The sequence below is a fragment of the Methylobacterium thuringiense genome, from assembly GCF_022179645.1.
Lineage (GTDB): Bacteria > Pseudomonadota > Alphaproteobacteria > Rhizobiales > Beijerinckiaceae > Methylobacterium > Methylobacterium thuringiense.
In genome coordinates this window covers 22,181-48,510 of the sequence record NZ_BPRA01000025.1, presented here as the reverse complement: position 1 = coordinate 48,510, position 26,330 = coordinate 22,181, and the positions used below count along the sequence as shown (strand labels likewise).

Sequence of the window (26,330 nt, the reverse complement as noted above, 5' to 3'; positions counted from 1 at the left end):
GCGTCGGCGAAGGCCAATCGGGCGCTTGCGCGCAGCCCGACCGGGAAAGAGGCCGCGGACTGTGAGGCAGCCGGTCGGCCGTCAGGTCGCGGCGCCGACGGTGTCGGCCATGTGGGCGTCGCGAACCCCGAGCGGCTGAGGGTCGCCGACGGTGGTGTCGTTCGCCGTCTGATGCTCCATTTCGGCATTCACCTGGGCACCCATCAGCACGATGATCGTCGAGATCCAGATCCAGGTCATGAAGCCGATTGCGGCGCCGAGAGATCCATAGGTCTGGTTGTACTTGCCGAAGTTCGAAACGTACCAGGAAAACAGCAGCGAGCCGGCGAGCCACAGGAAGGCGGCGAGCATGCTGCCCGGCGTCACCCAGCGCCAGCGCGGCGCATCGCGGCTCGGGCCGTAGCGGTAGAGCAGCGCCAGCGCGCCGATCACCACGAGAAACAGCGCGGGCCAGCGCAGCAGAGCCAGCCACCACGCGCTCTCGCTCAAGCCGACGAATTTGAAGACGATCGGAAGCACCACGATCGCTCCGAATGCCGCTACGACGAACAGCAATGCGCCCGCGGTGAAGCTCAGCGAGACGAGGTTGAGGACGAAGACGTTTCGCCGCTCGCGTTCGTTGTAGACGAGGTTGAGCGCGTCGAAGACGTGCTTCATGCCGCCGTTGGCACTCCACACCGAGAGCACGATGCCGAGCGCCAGGGAGAAGCCGAGGGTGGCGTCGCCCTTCTCGTTGAGCCGCTTGACCTGCTCGCCGACGATCTCGAGGGCGCCAGCGGGCAGCACGCCCTGGAGCGCGGCGAGGTTGTCGTTGATGGTCGAGGCTTCGGCGACGAGCCCGTAGATCGAGACGAGGGCGGCGACCGCCGGAAAGATGGCGAGCAGCGCAAAGAACGTGACGCCGGCCGAGACCAGCATGATGCGGTTCTCGGCCACGTCACGATAGGTGCGCAGGAGGATGTCCTTCCAACCCTTTGCCGGAATCTCCGTCGGGCCATCCGCTGCTCGGCCGCGCTCACCCTGTGTCGCGGCGACCCGGCGCGCATCGCCTCCCGTATGTGACGGCGGCAACTGGCGGGGTGCCTCGTCGATCGAAGGTTTCGCCCCCTCTCGGGACCGGCCGCGCCTCGGTAATGAGACGACGCCGATGAGCGCGACCCCCAGCGCCAGCGTCCAGATCGCGGAACCGCCTTGCGCGGACGGATCGCGGGTCGTGTGATGTGCTCGCGCCATGACGGACCCTCGGATCGCCCTCGACTCCGGACAACCGCCGTCGCGCATGAGATATCCGCCGCGACGCGGCGAATTCGCCGGCATCGGCGATGGCGGCACCGGCCTGATGGCGGCGGAGGTGCGGCGGCAACGAAAAAGGCCGGCCCTGTCGGGGCCGGCCTTTCGGACTCTGCGAGGATGCCTATTGCGGCTTCGGCTCGCCGCCGTTGTCGTCGGTCTTCGTGTCACCCTCGGGCTTCGCCTCGGCCGGCTCTTTGGCGGGCGTGGCCTCCTCGGGCTTCTTGTCCACGGCGGGAGGTGTCTCGGCAGGCTTCGCGTCCTCGGCCTTCTTTTCCGGCTCGGCGGGCTTAGCCTCCTCGGCAGGCTTGGACTCTGCGGGTTTGGACTCCGCAGGTTTCGTCTCCGCAGGCTTGGCGTCTTCAGCCTTCTTTTCGCCCTCGGCGGCCTTGCCGTCAGGCTTCGCTTCGCCCTCGGCCTTCTTCTCCGGCTCGGCAGGCTTGGCGTCGGGCTTCGCCTCACCCTCGGCCTTCTTGTCGCCTTCGGGCTTGGCCTCGTCCTTCTTGCCTTCGTCTTTCTTGGGCTCGTCCTTCTTCTCCGCGGCCGGCAGCGGCTTCGGAGTCTCGGCGAGCGTGCGCAGATAGGCGATGACGTTGGCGCGCTCGGGTGCCGCAGAGATGCCCTGGTAGGACATCTTGGTGCCCTTCACGTACTCGCTCGGCTTGGTCAGAAACCCGTCGAGTTCCTCGTAGCCCCACTCGCCGCCCTTGGCCTTCATGGCCTCGGAATAGCCGAAGCCCTCGTGCGAGCCCTTCTTGCGCCCGACGACCTCCCAGAGGTCCGGGCCGACCTTGTTCGGGCCGCCCTTCTCGAAGCTGTGGCAGGCCTGGCAGGCCTTGGTGCCGGCCTTGCCCTTCTCGGCGTCGGCGCTGGCGAGCAGCACCGCGATGCCCTCCTTCGGAGCGGCCGCCTCGCCGCCCCCGGCCGGCGCGGCGCCGCCGTGCTCACCACCCTCGGAGCCGCCGGGCAGGGCATAGCCCGCCTTTCCGGCCGGTTTCGGCGTGTAGATCAGTTCCGCGAGAAAGCCCGTCCCAAACGCGAACAGCAGGGTCCCGAGCACGGCGCCCGCGACCTTGTTCAACTCGAAAGAGTTCATTCTCGACGGCTCCGGCGTGCTGTGTCCTGGACCTGGTCTCGATCGGCCCCGACGCAAGCGTCGCCGGACTTTGGAGGGTTTCGAAGGTGCTTAGCCGCTCGGCCCCGTTTCGTGCAATGGCCGCGCGCGTCGTGCGGGGTCGCATCACGCCTTTTTGGGGTCTCCCGGGTGGCAACGGTCACGGTTACAGGTTTCGGGACCGGCCGGCACGGTTCCATGACAATGGCCGCTGCCCCTGTTAAGCACCGGCCCGAAGCGAGCCGTCTCGCGCGCCTATCCCCGAAAAAATGTCCGATCCCCTCGTCCTGATTCCCGCCCGCCTCGCCGCGACGCGCCTGCCGAACAAGCCGCTGGCCGAGATCGCCGGCGAGCCGATGATCGTGCATGTCTGGCGCCGGGCCGTGGAGGCCGGCATCGGCCCCGTGGTGGTCGCCACCGACACGGCCGAGATCGTGACGCTGATCGAGGCGCAGGGCGGCCTCGCCGTGATGACCCGCGTCGATCATGCCAGCGGCTCGGACCGGCTCGCCGAGGCCCTGGAGACCATCGACCCGAACGGCCAGCACGACGTCGTCGTCAACGTGCAGGGCGACCTGCCGACGATCGACCCCGCCGTGATCGGCGCCGTATTGCCGCCCCTCGCCGACCCCTCCGTCGACATCGCCACGCTCTGTGCGGTGATCACGCAGGCCGACGAGGCGGAGAACCCGAACGTGGTGAAGCTCGTCGGCCACCATGTCGGCCCTGGCCGCCTGCGGGCGCTCTACTTCAGCCGGTCGCGCGCGCCGTGGGGCGACGGCCCGCTCTTCCACCATATCGGCCTCTACGCCTATCGCCGGAAGGCGCTGACCCGCTTCGTCGCCCTGCCGCAGGGCGAGCTCGAACAGCGCGAGAAGCTGGAACAGCTCCGTGCGCTGGAGGCCGGCATGCGCATCGACGCGATGATCGTCGACGACCTGCCGCTCGGCGTCGACACCCAGGCCGATCTCGACCGCGCCCGTGCGCTGATGGCGCGCCGGCGGCTCAACTGATCCCCGACGGCCGCGAACCATGACCTCTTCTGCGATCGGCCGTCGGCAAGCGCGAATGCGCGTCGCCGCTGATGCGGCGGACGTCCGCGACCGTCTTCGGTCGTGGACAACACAAGAAGGTCCGAAACAATGACCGAGAACACCATCGCCTATCAGGGCGAGCCCGGCGCCAACTCGCACATCATCTGCGCCCAGGCCTATCCGCACTGGTCCTCCCTGCCCTGCCCCACCTTCGAGGACGCCTTCGCGGCGGTGACCGAGGGCCGGGCGGCGCTGGCGATGATCCCGATCGAGAACTCGATCGCCGGCCGCGTCGCCGACATCCACCACCTGATCCCGACCTCGCCGCTGCACATCGTCGCCGAGCATTTTTTGCCGATCCATTTTCAGCTGATGGCGCTGCCGGGCGCGCGGATCGACGGGCTCACCAGCGTGCACAGCCACATCCATGCGCTGGGCCAGTGCCGCCGCATCATCCGGCGCCTCGGCCTCAAGGCCGTGGTGGCGGGCGATACGGCCGGCGCGGCGCGCGAGGTGATCGAGGCGGGCGATCCGACCCGCGCGGCGCTCGCCCCGGCGCTGGCGGCGCAGGTCTACGGGCTCGACATCCTCGAAGAGGACGTCGAGGACGAGGCCCACAACACGACGCGCTTCGTGGTCTTTTCGCCCGAGCCCGGGCCGGGCGTGCCGCCTGGGACGGAGAGCGTGACGAGCTTCGTCTTCCGGGTCCGCAACATCCCGGCCGCGCTCTACAAGGCGCTCGGCGGTTTCGCCACGAACGGCGTCAACATGACCAAGCTCGAAAGCTACATGGTCGAGGGCCGCTTCACCGCGACGCAGTTCTACGCGGAGGTCGACGGCCACCCGAACGATCCGGCGCTGCTGCGCGCCTTCGACGAACTGCGTTACTTCTCGCGCGAACTGCGGATCGTCGGGACGTATCCGGCGCACCCGTTCCGCGAGACGACGCGGGCGGCGGCGGAGTAGGGGCCGATCGAACCTTCGCCGACCAGCCTCTCTCGCCGGTACGATCGCGGCACCTTTCCCGGACGCCTGCAGCGAAGCGAAAGGTGATCCGGGATCCAGTACGAAAACCGGCCGCGAAGCGGCTCTCGATCTCTGCCGTTGGTGGAAACATACGGACGCTTCGCGAAAGGGTCCTTGCGCTGGGTCCCAGATCGCATTCCGCTGACGCTCCATGCGTCCGGGAAAGGGGCTGGAGCTTACGGCCAACGTCGCGCTGCGTTCGCGATCAGTCGGCGATCACGTTCGGAAACCGCCCGGCCAGGCCGCGCCGCGTCGCCTCAGCCCAGCTGCGCGAGCGCTCGGCGCGCGGCGTGTCGAGGGGAACCTCGGCGACGAGGGTCGCAGGGCGTCCCGAGAGCAGCAGCAGCCGGTCGGCGATCTCGATGGCCTCGTCGACGTTGTGGGTCACCATCAGCACGCTGGTGCCGAAGCGCGCCACCGCCGCGACGACGAGGCCGCGCAGGCCCGCCGCGGCGGCATCGTCCAGCGAGACGAAGGGCTCGTCGAGGACGAGGATGCGCGGCTCCTGCGCCAGGGCGCGGGCGAGCGAGACGCGCCGCTGCATCCCGAGCGAGAGCGCGCCCGGATAGCGCGAGCGCCACGGCGCCAGCCCGAGCGCCTCGAACAGCGCGTCGAGATTCTTGTCACGGTGCGGGCGTGGAAGCGCCAGGCGGACGTTCTGCTCGACGCTGCGCCAGGGCAGCAGCCTCGGGTCCTGGAACACCATGGCGATGCCGGCCTCGGCGGGATCCGGCAGGACGGTGCCCTCGTACTCCGCGTCGAGGCCGAGCAGGATGCGCAGCGTCGTGGTCTTGCCGGCGCCCGAGGGGCCGATCAGACAGGTGATTTCGCCTGGACCGACCTCAAAGGCGAGGTCGCGGACGGCCTCGACCGGCTCAGTGCCGGCCCGGCGATAGACCTTTCGCGCAATCGCGACGCGCAGCAGCGGCGCGACCGCCGGCCGGTCCAGGATCGCGTCGGCGCCAGCGGCGGACTTAACGCCAGCGGCGGACATGAGCATCGATCGGCTGGAGGATCAGGGTGTCGATCGCGAGCATCACGGTCATGAAGACGAGGCTGTAGCCGATCACCGCGGTGACGTCGAAGAGCTGGAAATAGTAGTTGATGGCGAAGCCGACGCCGTTCGGCCGGCCGATCAGCTCGACCACGAGCACGATCTTCCAGGCGAGGGAGATGCCCGAGCGCGCCGCCGCGATCACGAAGGGCTGGAGCTGCGGGATCAGCACGTTGCCGATCCAGGTGCGCCGGTCGAAGCGATAGCTCGCCGCCATCTCCTCCAGCCCCGGATCGAGCCCGCGGGCGCCCTCGCGCATGATCACCGCGACGTTCGGCAGCTTGTTCAGCGCCACCGCGACGATCGCCGCCGTCTCGGTGAGCCCGAGCCAGACATAGGCGAGCACCGTGATGACCAGGGCGGGGGTGTTGAGGATCACCAGCAGCGGCGTGTCGAGGATCTGATCGGCCCATTTGGACCGTCCGAGCACGATGCCGAGCAGGCAACCGAGACTCATCGCGATGACGAAGGAGATCGCCACGCGCATCAGGGTGATACCGACGTTGAAAAAGAGGTCGCCCTTCTGAGCCTCCCGCCCGATGAAGGCAGCGACGGCGGCGGGCGAGGGCAGCGTGCGCACGTCGGCATAGACCGACACGGCCTGCCACAGCACCAGCAGCACGACGAGCGAGGCGAGACGCGCGAGGAGAGCCATACGCGTGTCAGCGACTCCGGAGGCCACAATGGGGTCTCATGGCCTCAACCATTGCCGGCCGCATCGAGATAGAGGTTCGGCGGCAGGGTCTTGGCCTCGCCGACGAGCTGTTCGCCGCCGGTGCGCACCAGGGTCGCGAAGATGTGTTCGCCGTCGACCCGCTCAGCCTCGATCGTGCGGCGCGGGATGCCGGCCAGGAACTGGCGCTTGAGGGCCTCAAACGTGGCGTCGTCCTCGGCCGCCATCAGCGGCCGCACGGCATTCCAGGCCTCGGGCTCGCCGGCCAGGATCTCCTTGGCGGCGCGGGAGGCGCGGGCGAAGCCCTGCACGGCGTCGGGGTGCTGCGCGACGGTCTCGCCCTCGAACAGGTAGCCGATCAGCGCGACCGCACCCTTGGCCCCGAAGGCCCGCATCACGTCGTCGGCGCTAATCAGCCGCTTGAAGCCCTTGGCCTCCAGCCGCGCGCAGTATTGCCAGTAGAGCAGCGCAGCATCGAGTTCGCCGGTCTCGAGCTTCTGCGCCAGCAGCGGCGGGGCGCCGAAGGCGAGCTTGGCGGTGTTCTCGAGGTCGATGTCGCCGGTCTCGCGCCCCTGCGCCTTCAGCAGCACCCAACTCTTGTCGAGGGCTCCACCGGCGACGCCCAGCCGCTTGCCGGAAAGGTCCTTGAGGCCCTTGATCGGGCTGTCGGCGGGCACCATCACGGCGCCCTCGGTGGTGGAGTACGGCAAAAACTTCACGCCGCGCCCCTCGCTGCGCAGCCGCGCCGCCCAGATCAGGTCGCCGACGATGGTGTCGAGCTGCTTGCCCTGGAAGGCGATGCGGGCGGCGTCGTTGCCGGCGAGCTTGACTGTCTCCAGGGTGAAGCCGTTCGCCGTATCGAGGCCGCGCGCCTTGATCACCGCCGCCTCCCAGGCCGCGGTGCCGAACGGGAGCACACCGAGCTTGATGGTCTGCGACGCCGCGCGAGCGGGCAGGATCGCCGGCATGGGCCACAGGGCCGCTGTCGCGAGCAGTCCGCGCCGTGACAGCATGGGCGCCATCTCCCTGAACTCTGGGGATCGACACCCGGCACCGCGTGCCGGACGCAATCTCTTGAGTTTCAAATAAGGTTTCGCCACCCCGGCGTCCACCGCCGAGACGGGCTTGCCTCTGCGGCAAATCCCGGAGGACCGGGTGCTTGAACCCTACGGGAAGTCGGCGCAGGCTTTCTCACCAAAAACCTTAACTGGATCACGGGAGAGACGAACATGACCAAGGCAAAAATCTTCGACGAGGCAGAGGTCGAGGCGCGGCTGAAGAGCGAGCTGCCGACCTGGCGGCTGGAAGACGGCTGGATCCGGCGCACCTACAAGACGGCGGGCTGGAAGGGCACGCTGATGGTCATCAACACCGTCGGCCACCTCGCCGAGGCAGCCTTCCACCATCCCGACCTCACGGCCTCCTATGCCTGGGTCGAGGTCCGGCTGATGAACCACGCCGCCAAGGGCATTACGGAGTCCGACTTCGCCCTCGCCAAGAAGATCGAGGAGGTGGTGATGTGGCAGCCCGGCCTGGACGAGGGCAGCCCGCTCTCCGGCACCCCGGAAGACCCGCGCTTCGCCTACATCAAATACGATAAGTAGCTGGATTTACCCCCCAACCCGTCATTCCGGGGCAGCGCAGCGGAACCCGGAATCCATGATTGGGCGCAGCGGCGAGCGCGCATCTCGGATGGGTTCCGGGTTCTAGCCTACGGCGAACCCAGGAATGACGGCGGTGGGTTTCGAGGCAGGACGAAGGTCCGTCAGCCGCTCAATCCACCGCCGCCACCACGATCGTATCCCCGTCGAGCCGGGCCTGCACCGCCTGTCCCCAGTAGCGCTCGCCGAGATCGTCGGCGGTCTTGTAGAGGCCGTCGATGGCGATGAGTTCGGGCTCGAAGCGCCGGGCCAGGATGCGGGCGTTGGAATCCCCCACCGCCCCGGCGATCGCCCGGCCCCGCAGCGCGCCGTAGACGTGGATCGAGCCGCCCGCGATGATCTCGGAGCCCGAGGCGACCGAGCCGATCACGGTGACGTCGCCCTCGAGATGCTGAACCACCTGCCCAGAGCGCACCGGCGCATCGAGCACCAGCGAGCGCGCCCGTCCCGCCGGCTTGGCGACGGACGTGGCGGGCTCGGCGGCGATCGCCCGCGCCTCGCCCGCTTCCGGCACGGTGACGTCGTCGGCCGCCTTGCCACCGGTCAGCGGCGGCGGGAAGCCCGGCCCGAGCGAGGTCGGGCCGATGCCCTCGATACCGAGGATGGTGATGTTGCGCTGGGCGAGCGCCGCGCAGAGGTCGGCGAGATCCGAACGGTCGAAGCTCAGGCCCGTCACGTCGAGGATGATCGCCCGGACCGTCAGGAAGGCCGGCGCGCGCTGCTTCAACTCGTCCAGTTCCGTGAGCCACTGGGCGATCGGCGGCACGGGAGCCAGCACCATGGCGAGGAACGAGCGGCCGCGGAAGCGGATCGGCGGGCGGGGGGAGGCAGGGCCGGTCAAGGCTGTGTCCGCTGAGCGTCGGGAGGTGGAGGGCGTCCCGTCCTTATAGCAGGTTGCGCGCCGCGCCCGCCGCCGCGCCGCCCCGTCAACACGTTTCCGACGCGCCGTTTTCCCCGTGCGGGGACCGCATGCGCCGCGGTGTCTTGCCGGATGCGACGGCTGTCTCTATTGCAGCGCCACACGATCAAGCCTTCCCCGCCCGACGCCGAGGGCCGCATGATGCGGTCCCCGCCTTGTCGGGCTCGACCCGTTCCGGACGCAATCTCCCGATGAAGCTGCGCAACATCGCCATCATCGCCCACGTCGACCACGGCAAGACCACGCTCGTCGACAAGCTGCTGCAGCAGTCGGGCACCTTCCGCGACAACCAGCGCGTCGAAGAACGAGCGATGGACTCGAACGACCTCGAGAAGGAGCGTGGCATCACGATCCTGGCCAAGGCGACCTCGGTCGTCTGGAAGGACACCCGCATCAACATCGTCGACACCCCCGGCCACGCCGATTTCGGCGGCGAGGTCGAGCGCATCCTGTCGATGGTCGACGGCGTGATCGTGCTGGTGGACGCGGCCGAGGGCCCGATGCCGCAGACCAAGTTCGTGGTCTCGAAGGCGCTGAAGATCGGCCTCAAGCCGATCGTCGCCGTCAACAAGGTCGACCGTCCGGACGCCCGCATCACCGAAGTCGTCAACGAGGTGTTCGACCTGTTCGCGGCGCTCGACGCCACCGACGATCAGCTCGACTTCCCGATCCTCTACGGTTCGGGCCGCAACGGCTGGATGGGCGATTCGCCGGAAGCCTCGCCGGAAGACGGCCTCGCGCCGCTGTTCGAGCTCGTGCTGAAGCACGTGCCGCCGGCCCGCGTCGAAGAGGGTCCGTTCCGGATGCTTGGCACGCTGCTCGAAGCCAACCCCTTCCTCGGCCGCATCATCACCGGGCGCATCGCCTCGGGCACGGTGAAGCCGAACCAGTCGATCAAGGTCATGGACCGCACGGGCAAGCTCGTGGAGACCGGCCGCGTCTCGAAGATCCTGGCGTTCCGCGGCCTCGAGCGCGCGCCGATCGACGTGGGCGAGGCCGGCGACATCGTCTCCATCGCGGGCCTCGTGAAGGGCACCGTGGCCGACACCTTCTGCGATCCGCAGGTCAACGAGCCGATCCAGGCCCAGCCGATCGATCCGCCGACCGTCACCATGTCCTTCATCGTCAACGATTCGCCGCTCGCCGGCACCGAGGGCGACAAGGTCACGAGCCGCATGATCCGCGACCGCCTGTTCAAGGAGGGCGAGGGCAACGTCACGCTCAAGATCGAAGAGGCCGCCGACAAGGACTCGTTCTACGTCTCCGGCCGCGGCGAGCTGCAGCTCTCGATCCTGATCGAGACCATGCGCCGCGAGGGCTTCGAGGTTGCCGTGTCGCGTCCGCGCGTCGTCCTGGAGAAGGACGAGAACGGCGAGATCCTGGAGCCGGTCGAAGAGGTCGTGGTCGACGTCGACGAGGAGTATTCAGGCGTCGTCGTGCAGAAGATGTCCGAGCGCAAGGCCGAGATGATCGAGATGCGGCCGTCCGGCGGCGATCGCCTGCGGCTGGTCTTCCACGCCCCGACCCGCGGCCTCATCGGCTACCAGGGCGAGCTGATGACCGACACCCGCGGCACCGCGATCATGAACCGGCTGTTCAAGGCCTACGAGCCCTTCAAGGGCGAGATCGCCGGCCGCCGCAACGGCGTGCTGATCTCGAACGACAAGGGCGAGGCCGTGGCCTACGCCATGTGGAACCTCGAAGACCGCGGCCCGATGATGATCGAGCCCGGCGCGAAGGTCTACCAGGGCATGATCGTCGGCGAGCACAACCGCGAGAACGACCTCGAGGTGAACGTGCTCAAGGGCAAGAAGCTCACCAACATCCGCACCACCTCGAAGGACGAGGCCGTGCGCCTGACGCCGCCGATCCGGATGACGCTGGAGAAGTCGCTGGCCTGGATCCAGGACGACGAGCTGATGGAAGTCACGCCGAAGTCGATCCGCCTGCGCAAGATCTACCTCGATCCGAACGACCGCAAGCGCTTCGAGCGCAGCAGCAAGGACGTCCTGACCGCCTAATCCCGTCGGGCCACACGGCGGCCCGACGAGAAGGTTCACACCGAAACGGCCCGGGGCGCCACCGCCCCGGGCCGTTTCGCGTTCGGGATTGCCGGCGCGCTTCGCGGGCGAGTAGGGCACGAAGCCGATGCCGGGTCCCCGTGATGCGGGAGTGCTGTCCCGCCTTCACGGGGTTCTTCCTGTACGATCCCAGCCGCCGGCAGATGCGTCCGGCGCTCCGTGCCTTCATCGACTTCTTCGAGAAAGGGTGAGCGGCCGGCTCGGTCCGGCGGCCGTTTTCGGGCCGATGCCCTAAATCGCCCTGCCGACCACCGCCCCGATGCCGGCCGTGACGGCCATGGCCAAGGCGCCCCAAAAGGCGACGCGGACCATCGCCTTGGGGATGTCTGCCCCGCCGGCGCGCGCGCCGAGCGCACCCAGCAGCGCCAGAAACACCAGGGACGCGGCCGAAACCGCGTAGACGGTGAGCCGGGGCGGCGCGAGCAGGGCCACAAGCAGCGGCAGGATCGCTCCGGCGGCGAAGGTCGCCGCCGAGGTCAGCGCCGCCTGGACCGGACGGGCCGTGGTGAAGGCCGAGATGCCGAGCTCGTCGCGGGCGTGGGCGCCGAGCGCATCCTTGGCCATGAGCTGGTCGGCCACCCGGGCGGCGAGGTCCGCATCGAGGCCGCGGTCGACGTAGATCTGCGCCAGTTCGAGCCGCTCGGCGGCCGGGTCCTGCTCCAGTTCGCGCCGCTCGCGGGCGAGGTCCGCCCGCTCGGTATCGGCCTGCGAGCTGACCGAGACGTACTCGCCCGCGGCCATCGACATCGCCCCGGCCACGAGGCCCGCGCTTCCGGCGACCAGGATCTCCGTGGGCGCGGCTGCCGAGGCGGCGACGCCGACGATGAGGCTCGCCGTCGACACCAGCCCATCATTGGCGCCGAGCACGGCGGCGCGCAGCCAGCCGATGCGGTCGACGAGATGATGCTCCGGATGCGTCGATCTCACGGGCGGTCGATCCTCATGGCCGGTCCCGCCGGCCATTGCCGGGGGAGCCGCCGCATCTGCAGGATAGGACCGGGTTCGGCCCGGCGTGAACGGATCCGGCGACATGGCCATCCGCCACCTTGCACCTTGACAGTAACGCGCACGGCCCGAGATCACCTTCGCCCGCCACGCGCACGGAAGCCCCATGACCGATCCCAACCGCCGCGCCCTCCTCGCCGGCACCGCGGGCGCGCTGATCGGCGGAGGCCTGATGGCAGGCCCGAGCGCCGCGCAGAATCTCGTCGAGGGTCCCGACAACTGGGCGACCATGAACCGGGTCGAGCGCGACGCCGCCTACAACAACTCCGCCGCCGTGCCCGAGGGCGCCGGCATGATCGACCGCTGGAACGCGGACTCCGTGGAGCTGCGGCGGCAGCACAAGGACACTGTCGACCTCCCCTACGGCCGGAAGGAGCGCAACCGCTGGGACCTGTTCCCGGCCAAGAACCCCGGGGCGCCTTGCCTCGTGTTCATCCATGGCGGCTACTGGCAGTCGCGCTCCCGCGAAAGCTTTGCCTGCCTCACCGACGGCGTGCGCGAGGCGGGGATGGCGGCGGCGCTGCCGGGCTACACGCTGGCGCCGGAGGCGAGCCTCACCGAGATCCTGGCGGAACTCATCGCGGCGCTCGACTGGCTCGGCCGCGAGGGGCCGAAGCACGGCATCGCGGGGCCGGTGATCGTGTCGGGCTGGTCGGCGGGCGGGCATCTCGCGGCGCGGCTGCTGTCGCATCCGAGCGTGCGGGCCGGGCTCGCCATCTCCGGCATTTTCGAGTTGGCGCCCCTGCGCGACACCTATCTCAACGACAAGCTCAAGCTCACCGACGAGGAGGTGGCGACGCTGTCGCCGCTGCGGCTACCGGCGGTGGAGAAGCCGCTGACGCTTGCCTACGGCACGTCGGAGCTGTCGCCGCTGGTCGAAAATTCCCGCGTGCTGCATGCCTTCCGCGCGGCGCAGCACGCCCCCGGCGCCCTGATCCCGGTGCCGAAGGCGAACCACTTTTCGGTGCTCGACGCGTTGAGGCCGCGTGACGGCGTGCTGGCGCGGGCGGCGATCGATCTCGCCTACGGGCTGTGAGCGCCGGTCAGCGGCGCAGCATGCGCAGGGCTGCGTCGTTCAGGTAGGCCATGCCGAACAGGGCGAGGCTGAGGGTGAGGGGGGCGGAGCTGAAGACGGCCATCGGGGACTTCCTTGTCGCTTGGGGAAGGGCCTGAGGTTCAGGCGCGAGTATCGGGGCAGAGGACCTTGCCCGCAAGGGCGAGGCCGATGGTGAGGGCGGCGATCGCGATCATCGACATTCGGCAGCTTTCACATCGGGGACGGGGCGGCCGGGTGCCGAGGCACGCCGGCCGGAGCGCGGGGCTCAGTCGTCGTCCTTGTCGGCGGGCTTCTCCTTGGTGATGGCGCCCGTCTTCGCGTCGGCGTGGAATTCGATCAGCTTGCCGTCCTTCGTGGCCTTGCCCTCCCAGTGGCCGTCGTCGGCCTCGACTTCGCGGATGTCGGCATAGCCGGCCTGGCTCAGCGCCTTGACCACCTGGTCCATCGGCATCCAGTCCTTGCCGGGCTGGTCGGCGAGCGCCGGGGCGGCGGCACCGAGGGTGAGGCCGAGGACGAGGAGCAGTGCGGTGGGGGTCTTGGTGAAGGTCTTCATGGGGTCGATCCTGGGTTCGTTGCGGATGCCCCCTTTTCGCAGCGCCCCACCCCGCGGCCCTGACGCGCCCTGTCAGCGTTCTGTCAGCCGGCGTCTCGTAGTGTCGCGCGCATGTCCCGCCTCCCCGCCCTCGCCCTCCTGCTCGCCGCCCTTGCAGGCGGCGTATCCCTGTCCGTGCAGGCGAAGGACGACCAGGAGCAGGCGCGCCAGGCGGTGGAACGCGGCGAGATCCGGCCCCTCGACGAAATCCTCGCCGCCGCGCGAAAGGCCGTACCGGGGGACGTCGTCGCCCTGGAACTCAAGCGGAAGCATGGAAGCTGGCTCTACGAGATCAAGATCCTGGCCGCCGAGGGAAAGCGCCGCGAGGTCAAGGTCGACGCGAAGTCGCTCGCGATCCTGGGTCAGGAAGATGACGACGACGATGATTGAGTCCGACGGCCTCTGGTTGCGAAACTTTCAACGATCGGCCGTCAGCAAGCGCGACCGCGCGTCGCCACGATCGCACGTCTTCAGACTGCGAAAACTTGCCTTCATGCGGCGGACGGTCATCAAGGCCCCGGCCTCGATGACCACCCAAGAAGAGCATCTTCGATGCGTATTCTGATCGTCGAGGACGAGCCGCGCATCGCCGAGGACGTGCGGCAGGGCCTGGAGCGGGCCGGCTACGTCGCCGACGTGGTGGGCGACGGCGAGGCGGCGTGGTTCCAGGCGGAGGTCGAGAGCTATGACGCCATGGTGCTCGATCTCGGCCTGCCCCGCCTCGACGGCCTCAGCGTGCTGAAGAAGCTGCGCGCGACGGACAAGCCCCTGCCCGTGCTGATCCTCACCGCCCGCGACGGCTGGCGCGAGCGCGTCGAGGGCATCGACGCGGGCGCCGACGACTACCTCGTCAAGCCGTTCCGGATGGAGGAGCTGGTGGCGCGGCTGCGCGCCATCCTGCGCCGCAGCGCCGGCCACGCCTCGCCCGTGCTCAAGGCCGGCCCGGTCGAGCTCGACACCCGCACCCGCGAGGTCGGCGTCGAAGGCCGGCCGATGAGCCTGACGGCGCTCGAATACCGGCTGCTCGCCTTCCTGCTGCACCGGCAGGGACAGGTGGTGCCCCCGGGTGAACTCCTGGACCACCTCTACGATTCCGGCACGGAGCGCGAGGCCAACGCCATCGAGGCGCTGCTGACCCGCCTGCGGCGCAAGCTCGGCGTGCCCTTGATCGAGACCCGCCGCGGCCACGGCTACATCATCCCGGCCGATTCCGAGGCGTCGTGAAGCTCCGCTCCCTACGGCTGCGGCTGAGCCTCGCCGCGGCGGGGCTGATCGCCCTGGCGCTCGCCCTCGCGGGTGCCGGGCTCGTCCTGATCTTCGACCGGGTGCTCGACGCGCGCACGGCCGAGGACCTCGACCGCACGGCGAAATTTCTGGCGGGGCAGGTCTCGCGCGCGCCGGACGGCCGCCTGCAGCTCGGGGCCGAGCCGGCCGACCCGCGCTTGGCCACGCCCTATGGCGGCCTCTACTGGCAGATCGCGCCCGACGGACCGGACCGGGCGGCGGATCTGCACTCGCGCTCGCTCTGGGACAAGAGCCTCCCCTCCCCTCCAACCGATCGGCACACCGTCGACCTCGACGGGCCGGAAGGCGCGCGCCTGATCGCCGTCGGCCGCCGCATCACCATCGGCCGCGAGCCGGCGCCGACGCCGCTGACGATCACCGTGGCCATGGACCGGCGCGACCTCGCCGCGAGCCGCACCACCTTCCTCGGCCTGATCGTGCCGGCGCTGGTCGGGCTCGGCCTCGTCCTGGCGCTGGCCATGTCTGTCTTCGTACAGCGGGCGCTGCGGCCGTTCCGGGCGCTGCGCACGGATCTGCGCGCCATCCACGACGGCGCCCGCACCACGCTGCCGGGGGACTTTCCGGACGAGGTCCAGCCGCTGGTCGACGACCTCAACCGGCTGATCGGCGTGCAGGAGCGCGCCCTCCAGCGCGCTCGGACCCAGGCCGGCGACATGGCGCACGGCCTCAAGACGCCGCTGGCAGTGCTGACGGCCCTCGCCCGGCACAGCGCCGACGACCGGCCGGAGCTCTCGGCCGAGATCGAGGGACAGGCCCTCGCCATGGGCCGGCAGGTCGAGCGGGCGCTGGTGCGTGCACGCGTCGCCGCCGCGGGCAATCTCCGCCGCCGCGCCTGCCCGGTCGCCCCGGTGGTCGCGCGCCTCGTCGCGACTTTGCGCCGGCTGCCGGACGCGGATTCGCTGTCGTGGGAGGTGAATGTCCCCGCCGCGCTGAGCTATCCCGGCGACGAGGGCGACCTCACCGAGCTGCTCGGCAATCTGTTGGACAACGCCCGCAAATGGGCCCACCGCCGCGTCGTCGTCACCGGCGCGTCGGACGGCTCGGACAGCCGCCTCGTCATCGCGGATGACGGTCCCGGCATGAGCGCGGCGGCCATCGCCCGCATTGCCCGCGGCCGCCGCTGGGACGAGACCAAGCCCGGCACCGGCTTCGGCCTTGCGATTTCTTCGGACATCGCCGAAGAGACCGGGGGGCAGGTCGCGTTGGGAGCGTCGGAGCTCGGCGGCTTGCAGGTCGCGCTGGAATGGCACACGGCCTGACGTGGCCGTAGGCGGACCGCCGAACGCGGCTCTATTCGACAGGGGGCTGCGCGGGCACCGGTTTGCGTCTTTGCACGATCGGCTTGGGCGTCGGCTTCGCTTTTCGATCCGCCGTCTCGGCGACGCCGTCGGACGCCAGCTTGATCGGAGCCGCCAGAGCGGGACGGTGCTTGGCCCGCTCGTCATGTGCGGCAGGCGCCGGCTTGAGCCTGGCATCGGACGGCCGCAGGGGCGGCCGCGGTGCGCGCACCATCGCGTGAGGCGCGAATGCCGGCTCCGGGGCCGCAGACGCGGCGACGGGCGGCACGGCATCCGGTTCCGGAACCTGGGGAACGGGGAGCGCCGCCACGCCTTGCGCCTCCGGCGCGACAGGCAGGCTTTGGGGTCGCGCCGGCTCCGGTGGAGCCGGAGGCGCCGGCACGATCGCCTGGCGGTCACGCTGCCCGTCGACAGCGGTCGCGGGGTTCGGATCCGCCGTCGCGCTGCGTTGACTGCAATTGCTGACGACGGCTTCGCGGGTCTCGTTCCCGATCGTCGCGCCGACGATGCAGGTCGCCGGATGGTAGACGAGTTCGAACTGAAACGATCTCGCTTCGTCGGAGGTGGTCTCGAACCGGCCGTCCAGGACGACGCGCTGGCGAGACTCGCTGGTCGTGCCGAGCACGAAAAGACGACCACCCGTGATCGTGGCGATCACGATCTCATCCGCGGCGACGGCCGCGGCGATCGAACCACCGTACCCAGCCAGGGATGCGGCGACCATCACCGCCCAAGCTGCGATCCCCCCGCGTCTCGAGCGGCCACACCAAATGAAGCGCACGGATCGAAGTCTCCTTCGATTTGATTGACGCCCGCTGGGTGCAAAATTCGCGCCCAGGCCGCCTGCCGGACACTATATTCGGCCAGACGCCGCCACTCAATCGTCCATCTTCAGTGCGGCGATGAATGCCTCCTGCGGGATCTCGACGCGGCCGAACTGGCGCATCTTCTTCTTGCCCTCCTTCTGCTTGTCCAGAAGCTTCCGCTTGCGGGAGATGTCGCCGCCGTAGCACTTGGCGGTGACGTCCTTGGAGAGGGCCTTGATGGTCTCGCGAGCGATGATCTTGCCGCCGAGCGCCGCCTGGACCGGAATCTGGAACAGGTGGCGGGGAATCAGGTCCTTCAGCTTCTCGCACATGGCGCGGCCGCGATGCTCGGCGCGCGAGCGGTGGACCAGCATCGAGAGGGCGTCGACCGGCTCGGCGTTGACGAGGATCGACATCTTCACGAGGTCGCCCTCGCGGTAGTCGGAGATGTGGTAGTCGAAGCTGGCATAGCCTTTCGAGATCGATTTCAGGCGGTCGTAGAAATCGAACACAACCTCGTTGAGCGGCAGGTCGTAGACGACCATGGCACGCTTGCCGACGTAGTTGAGGTCGACCTGGCTGCCGCGCCGGTCCTGGCAGAGCTTCAGCACGCCGCCGAGATATTCGTCGGGCGTCAGGATCGAGGCGCGGATCCAGGGCTCGTTGATCGCGGTGATCTTCATCACGTCCGGCATGTCGGCCGGGTTGTGCAGCTCCTTGGTCGAGCCGTCGGTCATCGCGAGACGGTAGACCACGCTCGGCGCCGTCGAGATCAGGTCGAGGTTGAACTCGCGCTCGAGCCGCTCCTGGATGATCTCGAGGTGGAGCAGGCCGAGGAAGCCGCAACGGAAGCCGAAGCCGAGGGCCGCGCTGGTCTCCATCTCGTAGGAGAAGCTGGCATCGTTCAGGCGCAGCTTGCTCATGGCGCTGCGCAGGGTCTCGAACTCGGCGGCGTCGACGGGGAAGAGCCCGCAGAACACCACCGACTGGACCTCTTTGAAGCCCGGCAGCATGTCCTTGCACTGCCGCTTGTCTTCCGTGAGCGTGTCGCCGACGCGGGTGTCGGCGACCTCCTTGATCGAGCCGGTGAAGAAGCCGACTTCGCCGGGGCCGAGCTCGGCGATGTCGGTCATCTTCGGGCGAAACACGCCGATCTTGTCGACGCCGTGCACGGCGTCGGCCCGCATCATGCGGATGTTCATGCCCTTCTTAAGCACGCCGTCGACGATGCGCACCAGCACGACGACGCCGAGATAGACGTCGTACCAGCTGTCGACGAGGAGGGCCTTGAGGGGCGCGTCGCGGTCGCCCTTCGGCGGCGGCAGCCGGGTGACGATCGCCTCCAGCACCGCCTCGATGTTGAGGCCGCTCTTGGCCGAAATCGCCACGGCGTCCGAAGCGTCGAGCCCGATCACCTCCTCGATCTGCTGCTTGATGCGGTCGGGCTCGGCCGCCGGCAGGTCGATCTTGTTGAGGACCGGCACGATCTCGTGGTTGGCGTCCAGCGCCTGGTAGACGTTGGCCAGCGTCTGCGCCTCGACGCCCTGGGAGGCGTCGACCACCAGAAGGGAGCCCTCGCAGGCGGCCAGACTGCGAGACACCTCGTAGGCGAAGTCGACGTGGCCGGGCGTGTCCATGAGGTTGAGGACGTAATCCTTGCCGTCCTCCGCGCGGTATTCGAGGCGCACGGTCTGCGCCTTGATCGTGATGCCGCGCTCCTTCTCGATATCCATCGAGTCGAGCATCTGCTCGCTCATGTCGCGGAGCGCGACCGTGCCGGTGGTCTGGATCAACCGGTCGGCGAGCGTCGACTTGCCGTGGTCGATATGCGCGACGATGGAGAAGTTGCGGATGTTGTCGATGGGTGCGGTGGTCATCATGGTCCCCGGCGCGAGGCGGCCCGTCCGAGGGGCTGGCGGCGCACGGCAGGTCTGAAGAGGGAAGCGTCCGAGCCGCGGGAGATAGCAGCGGCAGGCCTCAGCGCCAAGGCGGCACGCGAACGCGCCGCCCAGAGCCCATGGGCCTTAGAGCAGCGCGACCTGGGGCCGGGCCGCGCCGCGATCGTTGAAAGCGAGTTCGTCGAAGACGCGCCGGGCGAGTTCGCGGGCGACGCGGGCGCGTTTCAGGGCGGCCTCTTCGGCCGGGCCCGGCTCGGCCGCCGCGAGGCGATCGTGCGACGAGGCGAGGTCGAGGAAGCCGAGCCGGCGTGCGGCTACGGCGATCGTGTCGGCATCGGTCCTGGCGGAACCGGGGATCGACGGGTCGGCGTCGTGGGCCGCCTCGACCAGCACGATGAAGCCGCGCAGCGCGCTCTGTGCCGCCTCGGCCCCGAGGCTCGCGATCAGGCCGTCATAGGCGGCGCGGTCGAAGATCGTCGGCGCCTCGCCGCCGCCGCGACGGGTCTCGAGCACCAGCGAGGAGGCGAGTTCCGCCTCCACCGCCGCGCAGAGGCCCTTCCGGTCCAGCGGCTTGGCGATGTAGCCGTTCATGCCGGCCTCGTGGAACCCCTTGACCTGATCGGGCAGGACGCTGGCGGTCATGGCCAGGATCGGCACCCGCCGGGACGGATGCTGCAGGGCGCGGATGCGGCGCGTGGCCGTCAGGCCGTCCATGCGGGGCATCTGTATGTCCATCAGCACGAGGTCGTAGCCGTGCTGCTGCACCGCGGCCACGGCGTCCGCGCCGTCGTTCGCCGTGTCGACGACGTGGCCGGCCCGCTCCAGGAGCTTGCAGGCGACCTCGCGGTTGATCGGATGATCCTCGACCAGGAGCAGGCGGGCGGGACGGCCGAACACCAGGCCGGCGCCCTCGGGGCGCACCTCGGGAGCCTCGGCCTCGGGCAGCGGCACCGTGAAGCGATAGGTCGACGGCTCGCCGCCGCCGGCCACCTGATCGAGCCGGCCGCCCATCAGCCCGATCAGGCGTTGCGCGATGGTCGGTCCGAGCCCGACCGCATCCGTCGCCACCGCACGTCCGCCGCTCGACGCGATGGTGAAGCCGATCCGGTCCTTCACGCCGTGCCGGCGCTGGACGGAGATGGTGACGAGACCGCCGCGATGGCTCCGGAGCAGCGCGTTGAGGAGGTTGAGCAGGATCTGGCGCAGCCGGCGCTCGTCCCCGAGCACGTGAAGCGGAAGGTCGGGCGTGATCGTCGCGCCGACGGCGACACCCCGTCGGGCCGCGACCGGGCGCAGGAACACCGCCACGTCCTCGATGGCGCTGGCGAGTCCGAAGGGTTGAGGATCGAGGCGCAGGTCGCCGGCTTCCATCCTGGCGAAATCGATGATGTCCTCCACCGCCGTCACCATCGTCGCCGCCGCGTCGTCGACCAGTGCGATGTAGCGGCTCTGCTCCGCGCTCAACGGAGCGGTGTCGGCGAGAAGCTCCGAGAAGCCCCGGATGGTGGAGAGCGGCGTGCGGATCTCGTGGCTCATCACCGCGAGGAATTCGGATTTCGCGCGGTTGGCGTTCTCCGCCTTGGCCTGGGCGAGCTCGGCCATGTCGCGCGCCATGCGCAACTCGTCGGCATGACCCTGGCGCTCGGTGACGTCCCGCAGCACCGAGACGACGTCGGGCTCGTCGGGACCGGCCGAGGCGATCCGGCTGCTGACGCTCTCGACCCAGATCCAGCGTCCGTCGGCGTGCAGCGCGCGAAACAGGCAGGTCACGCTCGACTGGCCGGAACCGAGCGCGGCATCCACGGCCGCGACGGCCGCGACGTCCTCGGGATGGATCTTGTCGGCGATCGCGAAACCCGCGATCGCATCGTCGTCTTGACCGAACATCCGGGCGCAGGACGGGGAGACGTAGCTGAGGTCGTAGCTGCCCTGCCGACGCATGGTGATGACGTCGCTGACGTTGTCGGCCAGCACCCGGGACTGTGCGCGGCTCGCCTCCAGAGCGCGGCCGCCCTGCTCGACGCGAGCCTCCAGATCGGCCTGCGCCGCGTCCAGCGTCGCTCGTTGCTCCGCGAGCGCGCGGGAGGCCGCCGCGAGGGCCTGTCCGACGACGTCGACTTCCCGCAGCCGGCTCGGCTCCAGGCGGACGAGCCTTTCCTGCCCGACCGCCTCGGCGGCCGCCGCGAGCGCACGCAACGCTGCCTTGGTCCGGCGCATCAGCGGCAGGGCGACCAGACCGCCGAGGGCCGCGAGCAGGCATCCGATCGCGGCGAGAAGCGCCAACGATCGGCGAAAGGGTGCCTCGAGCGCCGCCGTCTCCACGTCGGTCACGACGGTCCAGCCGGAGCGTTGCGAGCGATGCGCGTAGGTCGCATCGCGCGTCCGCTCGGTCTCGCCCGAGACCTCCCCGGCATCGGCCTCGCCGGCCTGCGCCTCGCTCGCGAAGACCCCGTTCGCAGCGGCGATCACAGGCGCGTAAGTCGCCGCGATGATGCCGCCTCCGGCATCGAGGATCGTCGCCGAATAGGGTTGAGCGATTCCCTCCTGCTCGATCAGCGTTTCGAAATGCTCGACCCGCACGACCACCGAGACGAGCTTCGTCACGATGCCGTCGCGGATCACGGGTGCGTGCACCCCGATGATCCGGCGGCCGGTAATGCCGCTGATCATGAGACCGGACACGACCGGCTGCCGCGAAGCCGTGACGGCCGCGACGATTGCCGGGCGCGGAACGGTCGGCATCGCCCGGCCGGGCTCGGCGCGCGTATTCACCCGGTGGCGGCCATCGAGCTCGGACAGTGTCACCGTGACGTGGCTGACGTCGACGACGGCCCGCGCCTGGGCCGCGAAGGCCGCGTCGTCGCCGGCATCGATCGCGGGCGAGGTCGCGAGCGTGCGGGCGGTGGCCGTCATCTCGGCGAGTTCGCGGTCGACGCGTTCGCGCAGGTGGTCGCCGGTGAGCTGGCCGATCGCGGTGAGGCGCGAGCGCTCGCTCTGCACGTAGCAGGCCGCCGCGACGACCGTGAGAATCACCAGCGGCACGGCCAGCGCCAACGCGAACAGGGCGAGCGAATCGACGAGGGAACGCGTCCGAGCGGCACCGATCATCCCGAAAGTCCGCTGCTCCACGCGTTCCGATACGGTCGAGAACTAGACCATCAATGGTTGCCAGACGGTTGACCGGACCGGCGTCGCGCGGATTTTCCTCACCGCCGTCAGGAACTTGCCGCCGGCTCCGATACGCTCTCGCCACCGGCCCGTGCCGCATGGGCCATCGTGACGAGGCTCTTGCGCAGGCCGCCCATGTCGGAGACCGGGCTCGGATAGAGCACCCGCGCCGTGCGGTCGCCGGCCAGGAGGTCCATGCCCTCGGGGTCGAGACCGCTCAGGCGCCAGCCGCCGCCCTCGCCTCCGGCCCCCTTGGCATAGAGTTCCAGCGCGTCGGCATGGTCGACATTCATGTGCTCGACGGCACCGCGTTCGCCCGCGACGATCGCCTCAGCCTGCGACAGGTCGAGCAAGAGGTCCGACGGCGTCAGGGTCGCGGCCTTGGCGAAGCCGCCGTTGAGATGGCCGGCGATCGGCTCCAGGGCGAAGAAGCCGAAATCGGGGAAGTCGGCATACAGCTTCGCCTTCGGATGACGACTGATGAAGCGCTCGCGCACCCGCGGCTCCTCGGTCCGGGTCGCGCGCCCGGTGACGGTGATGCGCGGATGGGCGAGCGGATCGCCCTTGCCGCCGGCCGAGAACAGCAGCGAGGCGCGCGGATCGGCCATCAGGTTGCGCGTATGCGCCGAGAGCCGCGACAGCAGCATCAGCGGTGTGCCGTCGACGTCGGTGGCGATGGTGACGAGGGAGGCGAACGGGATGCCATCCGCCGGATCGAGGGTGGCGAGCGCTCCCGATCGGATGGTGCGCAGCAGATGCCGGCCGAGGCCGATCGCGTCGAAGCCTGCCTCGGCGGCGGGCAGCGGCCGGGCTTGCGGCCGCGGCTGAGAAGCGCCAGTCGGCTCAGCGACTTGGTTCGACGACCCGTTCTCCGACATCGATGTCCCTCCTGCCCGGCGCGGCGCCGGATTGGGACGGGAGCATAGCGCGGATGAGCGGTGCGGCACGAGGACGGGTCGCCGCGGACACGGACCGATACGGCCAAGCTATGACGGACGCTCGCTTTTTCCCGACGATGGTCGTAAAGGACCTGACTCTGTTACGCGATCCGGACCTGCCCCCGAAGCGGGCCGTCATCGCGTCATGGCCAGCCTGTTCAACAGGACCGGCGCCGGGGCGGCTCTCTTTTACGATCGACCGCCGACGCGCCGACTAGTCAGGGAAAGCGCATGCCGACCATCGCCCTCGTCGACGACGACCGGAACATCCTGACTTCGGTCTCGATCGCCCTCGAGACCGAAGGCTACCGCATCCAGACCTACACCGACGGCGCCTCGGCGCTGGACGGTCTGAAGCATTCCCCGCCCGACCTCGCGATCTTCGACATCAAGATGCCGCGCATGGATGGGATGGAGCTTCTCAGGCGCCTGCGGCAGAAATCCGACCTTCCGGTGATCTTCCTCACCTCGAAGGACGAAGAGATCGACGAGCTGTTCGGCCTCAAGATGGGCGCCGACGACTTCATCCATAAGCCGTTCTCGCAGCGCCTCCTGGTCGAGCGAGTGAAGGCGGTGCTGCGCCGCTTCGCCCCGAAGGACCCGGCCAACGCCGCCAAGAATGAGGCTGACGCCGCCGCCCGGTCGCTCGAGCGTGGCCTGCTGATGATGGATCCCGAGCGTCACACCTGCACCTGGAAGGGCGAGCCGGTCACGCTCACCGTCACCGAGTTCCTGATCCTGCAGTCGCTCGCCCAGCGTCCCGGCGTCGTGAAGAGCCGCAACGCCCTGATGGATGCGGCCTACGACGACCAAGTCTATGTCGACGACCGCACCATCGACAGCCACATCAAGCGGCTGCGCAAGAAGTTCAAGGTGACCGATACCAACTTCGAGATGATCGAGACGCTCTACGGCGTGGGCTACCGCTTCAAGGAATCGTGAGAGCACAGTCGAAGTCGGACCGCCTCAGCGCGATGCTCGCACCCTTCTTTCGCAACCCAGCGTCCCCCGAAGCCCGGGCCGGCCTATCGGCCAAGCTTGCGGCCCTGTTCCGGCAGCCGCCGCTGAACTGGCTGAGCGACCTCTGGAACGGCATCGGCCAGCGCGCCTCGTCGAGCCTGACGCGGCGCATCGTCGTGCTGAACCTCGTCGGGCTGATCGTTCTGCTGTTCGGCTTCCTCTACCTGAACCAGTTCCGGCAGGGGCTGATCCAGGCGCGGGTGCAGAGCCTGCTCGTGCAGGGCGAGATCATCGCCGGCGCCATCGCCGCACAGGCCTCCGTCGGTAGCGACGCGATCCAGGTCGACCCCGACCGCCTGCTGCAACTGCAGGCCGGCGAGGGCAAGGACGACGACGATCCCTCGACGCTCAGCTTTTCGTTGAACCCGGAAAAGGTCGCGCCGCTGCTGCGGCGCCTGGTGACGCCGACCGGGCATCGCGCAAGGGTCTACGACCAGGAAGGCGGCCTGCTCTTCGACACCCGCTCCCTGTCAACACGCGGCGACGGAGCACGGCCCGAGCCGCTGCCGCGCCGCAAGCGCAACTTCCTCGAACAGGCCTGGGATTTCGTCCAGATCCGCGTTCTCGGCCTGATGCTCGGCGACCGCACGGGCGCCGACGAGGTTGGCCCGCAGAACGGCAAGAGCCTCAAGGAGGTCGAGGCGGCCCTGTCGGGCTCGCGCGGCACCATCGTGCGCCGCAATGCCTCCGGCGAGACCGTGGTCTCGGTGGCCGTGCCGATCCAGCGCACCGGCGGCGTGCGCGGCGCCCTGATGGTCTCGACCCAGGGCGACGACATCGACCGAGTCATCGCCTCCGAGCGCTTCGGCCTGCTTCAGGTGTTCCTCGTCGCCGCCGCGGTGATGCTGGTGCTCTCGATCCTGCTCGCCGGCGCCATCGCCGGCCCGGTGCGCCGCCTCGCGGATGCTGCCGAGAAAGTGCGCATGGGCATCAAGTCGCGCCAGGAGATCCCGGACTTCACCAGCCGTACCGACGAGATCGGCCATCTCTCCGGAACGCTCCGCGAGATGACCCAGGCGCTGTACCGCCGCATCGACGCCATCGAGAGTTTTGCCGCCGACGTCAGCCACGAGCTGAAGAACCCGCTGACTTCGCTGCGCAGCGCCGTCGAGACGCTGCCGCTCGCCAGAACCGAGGAATCGCGCGGTCGCCTTCTCGAGATCATCCAGCACGACGTGAAGCGCCTGGACCGGCTGATCAGCGACATTTCCGATGCCTCGCGCCTCGACGCCGAGCTCGGCCGCGCCGAGGCGCGCCGCGTCGACCTGAAAAAGCTTCTGACCACCGTGGTCTCCGTGGCGAACGAGCGACGCCGCTCCAATGCGGCGGTCATCAAGTTCGATCTGGAATCACCACCGGGCGAGCTCGAGGATCCGTTCCGCATCATCGGGCACGACAGCCGGCTTGGTCAGGTCGTGAACAATCTCCTCGACAACGCCCGCTCGTTCTCGCCGCCGGGCGCGAAGGTGCGGCTGGCGCTGCGGCGCTCGGCCAAGGAGATCGAGTTCATCGTCGAGGACGAGGGGCCGGGCATTCCCGAGCACGCGTTGGAGCGCATCTTCGAGCGCTTCTACACCGACCGCCCCGAACAGGGCTTCGGCCAGAATTCCGGCCTCGGGCTCTCGATCTCGCGCCAGATCATCCAGGCCCATCGCGGCAGCATCCGCGCCGAGAACCGGCCGGGCCCCGCAGACGAGGACGGCGAGCCGACGATCCGGGGCGCGCGCTTCATCGTACGCCTGCCGCCCGCCACGCGCGCCGACCTGTTCGGCACCGACGAGAAGGCGGCGTGAGCGCGGCAGGTGGCGACACCGGCTGCCACGCGACCTGCCTCCTCCTCGGCGAGCATGGAATCCTGATCCGCGGACCCGCCGGGTCCGGCAAGTCCACGCTCTGCCTCGAATTGCTGGACCATGCCGACACGACCGGCAGCCATGGCCGCCTCGTCGGCGACGACCGGGTCCTCCTGTCCCTGCGCCACGGCCGGATCGTCGCCCGCGGACATCCGGAGGTTGCAGCGCTCATCGAGATCCGGGGGCTCGGCATCCGGCGGCTCGTGAACGTCGCGCAGGCGGCCGTGATTCGCCTCGTCGTCGATCTCGTCGCGGAGGCCCCGCGCCTGCCCCCCGGACGGCCCGATCCGACACTGATTCTCGGCGTCGCACTGCCGCGACTCGTTCTTGAACCCCGTCAACCTCGCGCATACGTGATTCGACAGGCGCTCGCCGCAGTGCGGCAAGACGGGATCGTGTCTTCGCGGACGCACTCGGCCGCTCTGTTGGCGGCAGAACACTGCGACGTGTAGCGTCGGCATCGCCGCCATGTCATGTTGATGGCGTGAGAATGAGCAAATCGTCGCGAATGTCTTGCGCTATACCTTGCGCTGCACAA

General features: G+C 69.3%; 23 protein-coding genes and 1 pseudogene. 12 read left to right on the top strand and 12 right to left on the bottom strand.

Features of this window, described 5'->3' with window-relative positions; genetic code table 11:
- Window positions 1–81: 81 nt before the first annotated feature.
- A complete protein-coding gene (locus tag MFF07_RS20950; RefSeq protein ID WP_147816963.1) occupies window positions 82–1,233 on the bottom strand; it encodes a YihY/virulence factor BrkB family protein in 1,152 nt (383 codons plus the stop codon).
- Between the two features lie 181 nt (window positions 1,234–1,414).
- The gene (locus tag MFF07_RS20945) at window positions 1,415–2,386 is read right to left on the bottom strand and encodes a c-type cytochrome (protein ID WP_147816962.1); all 972 of its coding nucleotides are present in this window, start codon (window positions 2,384–2,386) and stop codon (window positions 1,415–1,417) included.
- A gap of 287 nt (window positions 2,387–2,673) precedes the next feature.
- Between MFF07_RS20945 and MFF07_RS20940 the strand changes: the two genes are divergently transcribed.
- Window positions 2,674–3,417, top strand: coding sequence for a 3-deoxy-manno-octulosonate cytidylyltransferase (locus MFF07_RS20940; RefSeq protein WP_147816961.1), 744 nt, complete (start codon window positions 2,674–2,676; stop codon window positions 3,415–3,417).
- Window positions 3,418–3,546: 129 nt separating this feature from the next.
- Entirely contained in the window at window positions 3,547–4,404 is an 858-nt protein-coding gene (locus MFF07_RS20935) for a prephenate dehydratase (RefSeq protein ID WP_147816960.1), read from the top strand.
- A 265-nt stretch (window positions 4,405–4,669) separates the two neighbouring features.
- Here the strand turns inward: MFF07_RS20935 and MFF07_RS20930 are convergent, their stop codons facing one another.
- Genes MFF07_RS20930 through MFF07_RS20920 form a run of 3 tightly spaced genes read right to left on the bottom strand, consistent with a single transcriptional unit; the run spans window position 4,670 to window position 7,204 of the window.
- Complete coding sequence (locus tag MFF07_RS20930; protein ID WP_238232806.1) at window positions 4,670–5,458, bottom strand: ABC transporter ATP-binding protein; 789 nt, start codon at window positions 5,456–5,458, stop codon at window positions 4,670–4,672.
- Complete coding sequence (locus MFF07_RS20925) at window positions 5,439–6,173, bottom strand: ABC transporter permease (RefSeq protein WP_147816958.1); 735 nt, start codon at window positions 6,171–6,173, stop codon at window positions 5,439–5,441. The genes MFF07_RS20930 and MFF07_RS20925 overlap by 20 nt, the downstream gene beginning before the upstream one ends.
- 44 nt (window positions 6,174–6,217) lie before the next feature.
- Window positions 6,218–7,204: an ABC transporter substrate-binding protein gene (locus MFF07_RS20920; protein WP_147816957.1), complete on the bottom strand. Its 987-nt coding sequence runs from the start codon at window positions 7,202–7,204 to the stop codon at window positions 6,218–6,220.
- Window positions 7,205–7,420: 216 nt separating this feature from the next.
- Here MFF07_RS20920 and MFF07_RS20915 point away from each other — a divergent pair, with 216 nt between their 5' ends.
- Window positions 7,421–7,795, top strand: coding sequence for a 4a-hydroxytetrahydrobiopterin dehydratase (locus MFF07_RS20915; protein ID WP_238232805.1), 375 nt, complete (start codon window positions 7,421–7,423; stop codon window positions 7,793–7,795).
- 169 nt (window positions 7,796–7,964) lie between these two features.
- On the opposite strand, the gene minC is transcribed toward MFF07_RS20915, so the two are convergent.
- Entirely contained in the window at window positions 7,965–8,633 is a 669-nt protein-coding gene (gene minC, locus MFF07_RS20910; protein ID WP_238232817.1) for a septum site-determining protein MinC, read from the bottom strand.
- A 329-nt stretch (window positions 8,634–8,962) separates the two neighbouring features.
- Between minC and typA the strand changes: the two genes are divergently transcribed.
- Both typA and MFF07_RS20900 read left to right on the top strand, forming a co-directional pair.
- Window positions 8,963–10,792: a translational GTPase TypA gene (gene typA, locus MFF07_RS20905; protein ID WP_147816954.1), complete on the top strand. Its 1,830-nt coding sequence runs from the start codon at window positions 8,963–8,965 to the stop codon at window positions 10,790–10,792.
- Window positions 10,793–10,947: 155 nt separating this feature from the next.
- Window positions 10,948–11,043 (top strand): annotated as a pseudogene (locus MFF07_RS20900) (LysR family transcriptional regulator); the annotation flags it as partial.
- A gap of 40 nt (window positions 11,044–11,083) precedes the next feature.
- Here MFF07_RS20900 and MFF07_RS20895 read toward each other — a convergent pair.
- On the bottom strand, window positions 11,084–11,779 hold the full coding sequence (locus MFF07_RS20895) for a VIT1/CCC1 transporter family protein (protein ID WP_238232804.1): 696 nt from the start codon (window positions 11,777–11,779) through the stop codon (window positions 11,084–11,086).
- A gap of 184 nt (window positions 11,780–11,963) precedes the next feature.
- Between MFF07_RS20895 and MFF07_RS20890 the strand changes: the two genes are divergently transcribed.
- Window positions 11,964–12,893 (top strand): alpha/beta hydrolase, encoded by a 930-nt coding sequence (locus MFF07_RS20890; protein WP_238232803.1) that lies wholly within the window; start codon window positions 11,964–11,966, stop codon window positions 12,891–12,893.
- A 286-nt stretch (window positions 12,894–13,179) separates the two neighbouring features.
- On the opposite strand, the gene MFF07_RS20885 is transcribed toward MFF07_RS20890, so the two are convergent.
- Window positions 13,180–13,467 carry a PepSY domain-containing protein gene (locus MFF07_RS20885; RefSeq protein WP_147816952.1) on the bottom strand — a complete coding sequence of 96 codons (288 nt, stop codon included), beginning with the start codon at window positions 13,465–13,467 and terminating at the stop codon, window positions 13,180–13,182.
- A gap of 111 nt (window positions 13,468–13,578) precedes the next feature.
- Here MFF07_RS20885 and MFF07_RS20880 point away from each other — a divergent pair, with 111 nt between their 5' ends.
- The 3 genes from MFF07_RS20880 to MFF07_RS20870 all read left to right on the top strand — a co-directional run bounded on the left by MFF07_RS20880 (window position 13,579) and on the right by MFF07_RS20870 (window position 16,070).
- Window positions 13,579–13,896 (top strand): PepSY domain-containing protein, encoded by a 318-nt coding sequence (locus tag MFF07_RS20880; protein WP_147816951.1) that lies wholly within the window; start codon window positions 13,579–13,581, stop codon window positions 13,894–13,896.
- 162 nt (window positions 13,897–14,058) lie between these two features.
- Window positions 14,059–14,730, top strand: coding sequence for a response regulator transcription factor (locus tag MFF07_RS20875; protein ID WP_147816950.1), 672 nt, complete (start codon window positions 14,059–14,061; stop codon window positions 14,728–14,730).
- Window positions 14,727–16,070, top strand: a complete 1,344-nt coding sequence (locus tag MFF07_RS20870) for an ATP-binding protein (protein WP_147816949.1) — start codon at window positions 14,727–14,729, stop codon at window positions 16,068–16,070. The genes MFF07_RS20875 and MFF07_RS20870 overlap by 4 nt, the downstream gene beginning before the upstream one ends.
- 31 nt (window positions 16,071–16,101) lie before the next feature.
- Here the strand turns inward: MFF07_RS20870 and MFF07_RS20865 are convergent, their stop codons facing one another.
- The 4 genes from MFF07_RS20865 to MFF07_RS20850 all read right to left on the bottom strand — a co-directional run bounded on the left by MFF07_RS20865 (window position 16,102) and on the right by MFF07_RS20850 (window position 22,859).
- Window positions 16,102–16,836, bottom strand: coding sequence for a hypothetical protein (locus MFF07_RS20865; protein ID WP_147816948.1), 735 nt, complete (start codon window positions 16,834–16,836; stop codon window positions 16,102–16,104).
- Window positions 16,837–16,986: 150 nt separating this feature from the next.
- Window positions 16,987–18,792, bottom strand: coding sequence for a translation elongation factor 4 (gene lepA / locus MFF07_RS20860; RefSeq protein WP_147816947.1), 1,806 nt, complete (start codon window positions 18,790–18,792; stop codon window positions 16,987–16,989).
- Window positions 18,793–18,939: 147 nt separating this feature from the next.
- Complete coding sequence (locus MFF07_RS20855) at window positions 18,940–21,921, bottom strand: response regulator (protein WP_238232802.1); 2,982 nt, start codon at window positions 21,919–21,921, stop codon at window positions 18,940–18,942.
- 107 nt (window positions 21,922–22,028) lie between these two features.
- Window positions 22,029–22,859: a HugZ family pyridoxamine 5'-phosphate oxidase gene (locus tag MFF07_RS20850; RefSeq protein WP_147816945.1), complete on the bottom strand. Its 831-nt coding sequence runs from the start codon at window positions 22,857–22,859 to the stop codon at window positions 22,029–22,031.
- 291 nt (window positions 22,860–23,150) lie between these two features.
- Between MFF07_RS20850 and MFF07_RS20845 the strand changes: the two genes are divergently transcribed.
- From MFF07_RS20845 to MFF07_RS20835, 3 genes are read left to right on the top strand one after another with little or no spacing between them, the layout of a single operon-like run.
- Window positions 23,151–23,861, top strand: coding sequence for a response regulator transcription factor (locus MFF07_RS20845; RefSeq protein ID WP_147078591.1), 711 nt, complete (start codon window positions 23,151–23,153; stop codon window positions 23,859–23,861).
- Window positions 23,862–23,893: 32 nt separating this feature from the next.
- Window positions 23,894–25,732 (top strand): sensor histidine kinase, encoded by a 1,839-nt coding sequence (locus MFF07_RS20840; protein WP_147816944.1) that lies wholly within the window; start codon window positions 23,894–23,896, stop codon window positions 25,730–25,732.
- Complete coding sequence (locus MFF07_RS20835) at window positions 25,729–26,244, top strand: HPr kinase/phosphorylase (RefSeq protein ID WP_147816943.1); 516 nt, start codon at window positions 25,729–25,731, stop codon at window positions 26,242–26,244. Before MFF07_RS20840 ends, MFF07_RS20835 begins: the two co-directional genes overlap by 4 nt.
- The last annotated feature ends 86 nt before the right edge of the window (window positions 26,245–26,330 follow it).

Coding starts and splice junctions, on each gene's coding strand:
- MFF07_RS20880 (WP_147816951.1), top strand. CDS start 13,579: ATGTCCCGCCTCCCCGCCCTCGCCCTCCTGCTCGCCGCCCTTGCAGGC.
- MFF07_RS20850 (WP_147816945.1), bottom strand. CDS start 22,859: ATGTCGGAGAACGGGTCGTCGAACCAAGTCGCTGAGCCGACTGGCGCT.
- MFF07_RS20915 (WP_238232805.1), top strand. CDS start 7,421: ATGACCAAGGCAAAAATCTTCGACGAGGCAGAGGTCGAGGCGCGGCTG.
- MFF07_RS20930 (WP_238232806.1), bottom strand. CDS start 5,458: ATGTCCGCCGCTGGCGTTAAGTCCGCCGCTGGCGCCGACGCGATCCTG.
- MFF07_RS20890 (WP_238232803.1), top strand. CDS start 11,964: ATGACCGATCCCAACCGCCGCGCCCTCCTCGCCGGCACCGCGGGCGCG.
- MFF07_RS20945 (WP_147816962.1), bottom strand. CDS start 2,386: ATGAACTCTTTCGAGTTGAACAAGGTCGCGGGCGCCGTGCTCGGGACC.
- typA (WP_147816954.1), top strand. CDS start 8,963: ATGAAGCTGCGCAACATCGCCATCATCGCCCACGTCGACCACGGCAAG.
- MFF07_RS20885 (WP_147816952.1), bottom strand. CDS start 13,467: ATGAAGACCTTCACCAAGACCCCCACCGCACTGCTCCTCGTCCTCGGC.
- MFF07_RS20935 (WP_147816960.1), top strand. CDS start 3,547: ATGACCGAGAACACCATCGCCTATCAGGGCGAGCCCGGCGCCAACTCG.
- MFF07_RS20920 (WP_147816957.1), bottom strand. CDS start 7,204: ATGCTGTCACGGCGCGGACTGCTCGCGACAGCGGCCCTGTGGCCCATG.
- MFF07_RS20940 (WP_147816961.1), top strand. CDS start 2,674: ATGTCCGATCCCCTCGTCCTGATTCCCGCCCGCCTCGCCGCGACGCGC.
- MFF07_RS20840 (WP_147816944.1), top strand. CDS start 23,894: ATGCTCGCACCCTTCTTTCGCAACCCAGCGTCCCCCGAAGCCCGGGCC.
- MFF07_RS20855 (WP_238232802.1), bottom strand. CDS start 21,921: ATGATCGGTGCCGCTCGGACGCGTTCCCTCGTCGATTCGCTCGCCCTG.
- MFF07_RS20950 (WP_147816963.1), bottom strand. CDS start 1,233: ATGGCGCGAGCACATCACACGACCCGCGATCCGTCCGCGCAAGGCGGT.
- MFF07_RS20875 (WP_147816950.1), top strand. CDS start 14,059: ATGCGTATTCTGATCGTCGAGGACGAGCCGCGCATCGCCGAGGACGTG.
- MFF07_RS20845 (WP_147078591.1), top strand. CDS start 23,151: ATGCCGACCATCGCCCTCGTCGACGACGACCGGAACATCCTGACTTCG.
- minC (WP_238232817.1), bottom strand. CDS start 8,633: ATGGTGCTGGCTCCCGTGCCGCCGATCGCCCAGTGGCTCACGGAACTG.
- MFF07_RS20925 (WP_147816958.1), bottom strand. CDS start 6,173: ATGGCTCTCCTCGCGCGTCTCGCCTCGCTCGTCGTGCTGCTGGTGCTG.
- lepA (WP_147816947.1), bottom strand. CDS start 18,792: ATGACCACCGCACCCATCGACAACATCCGCAACTTCTCCATCGTCGCG.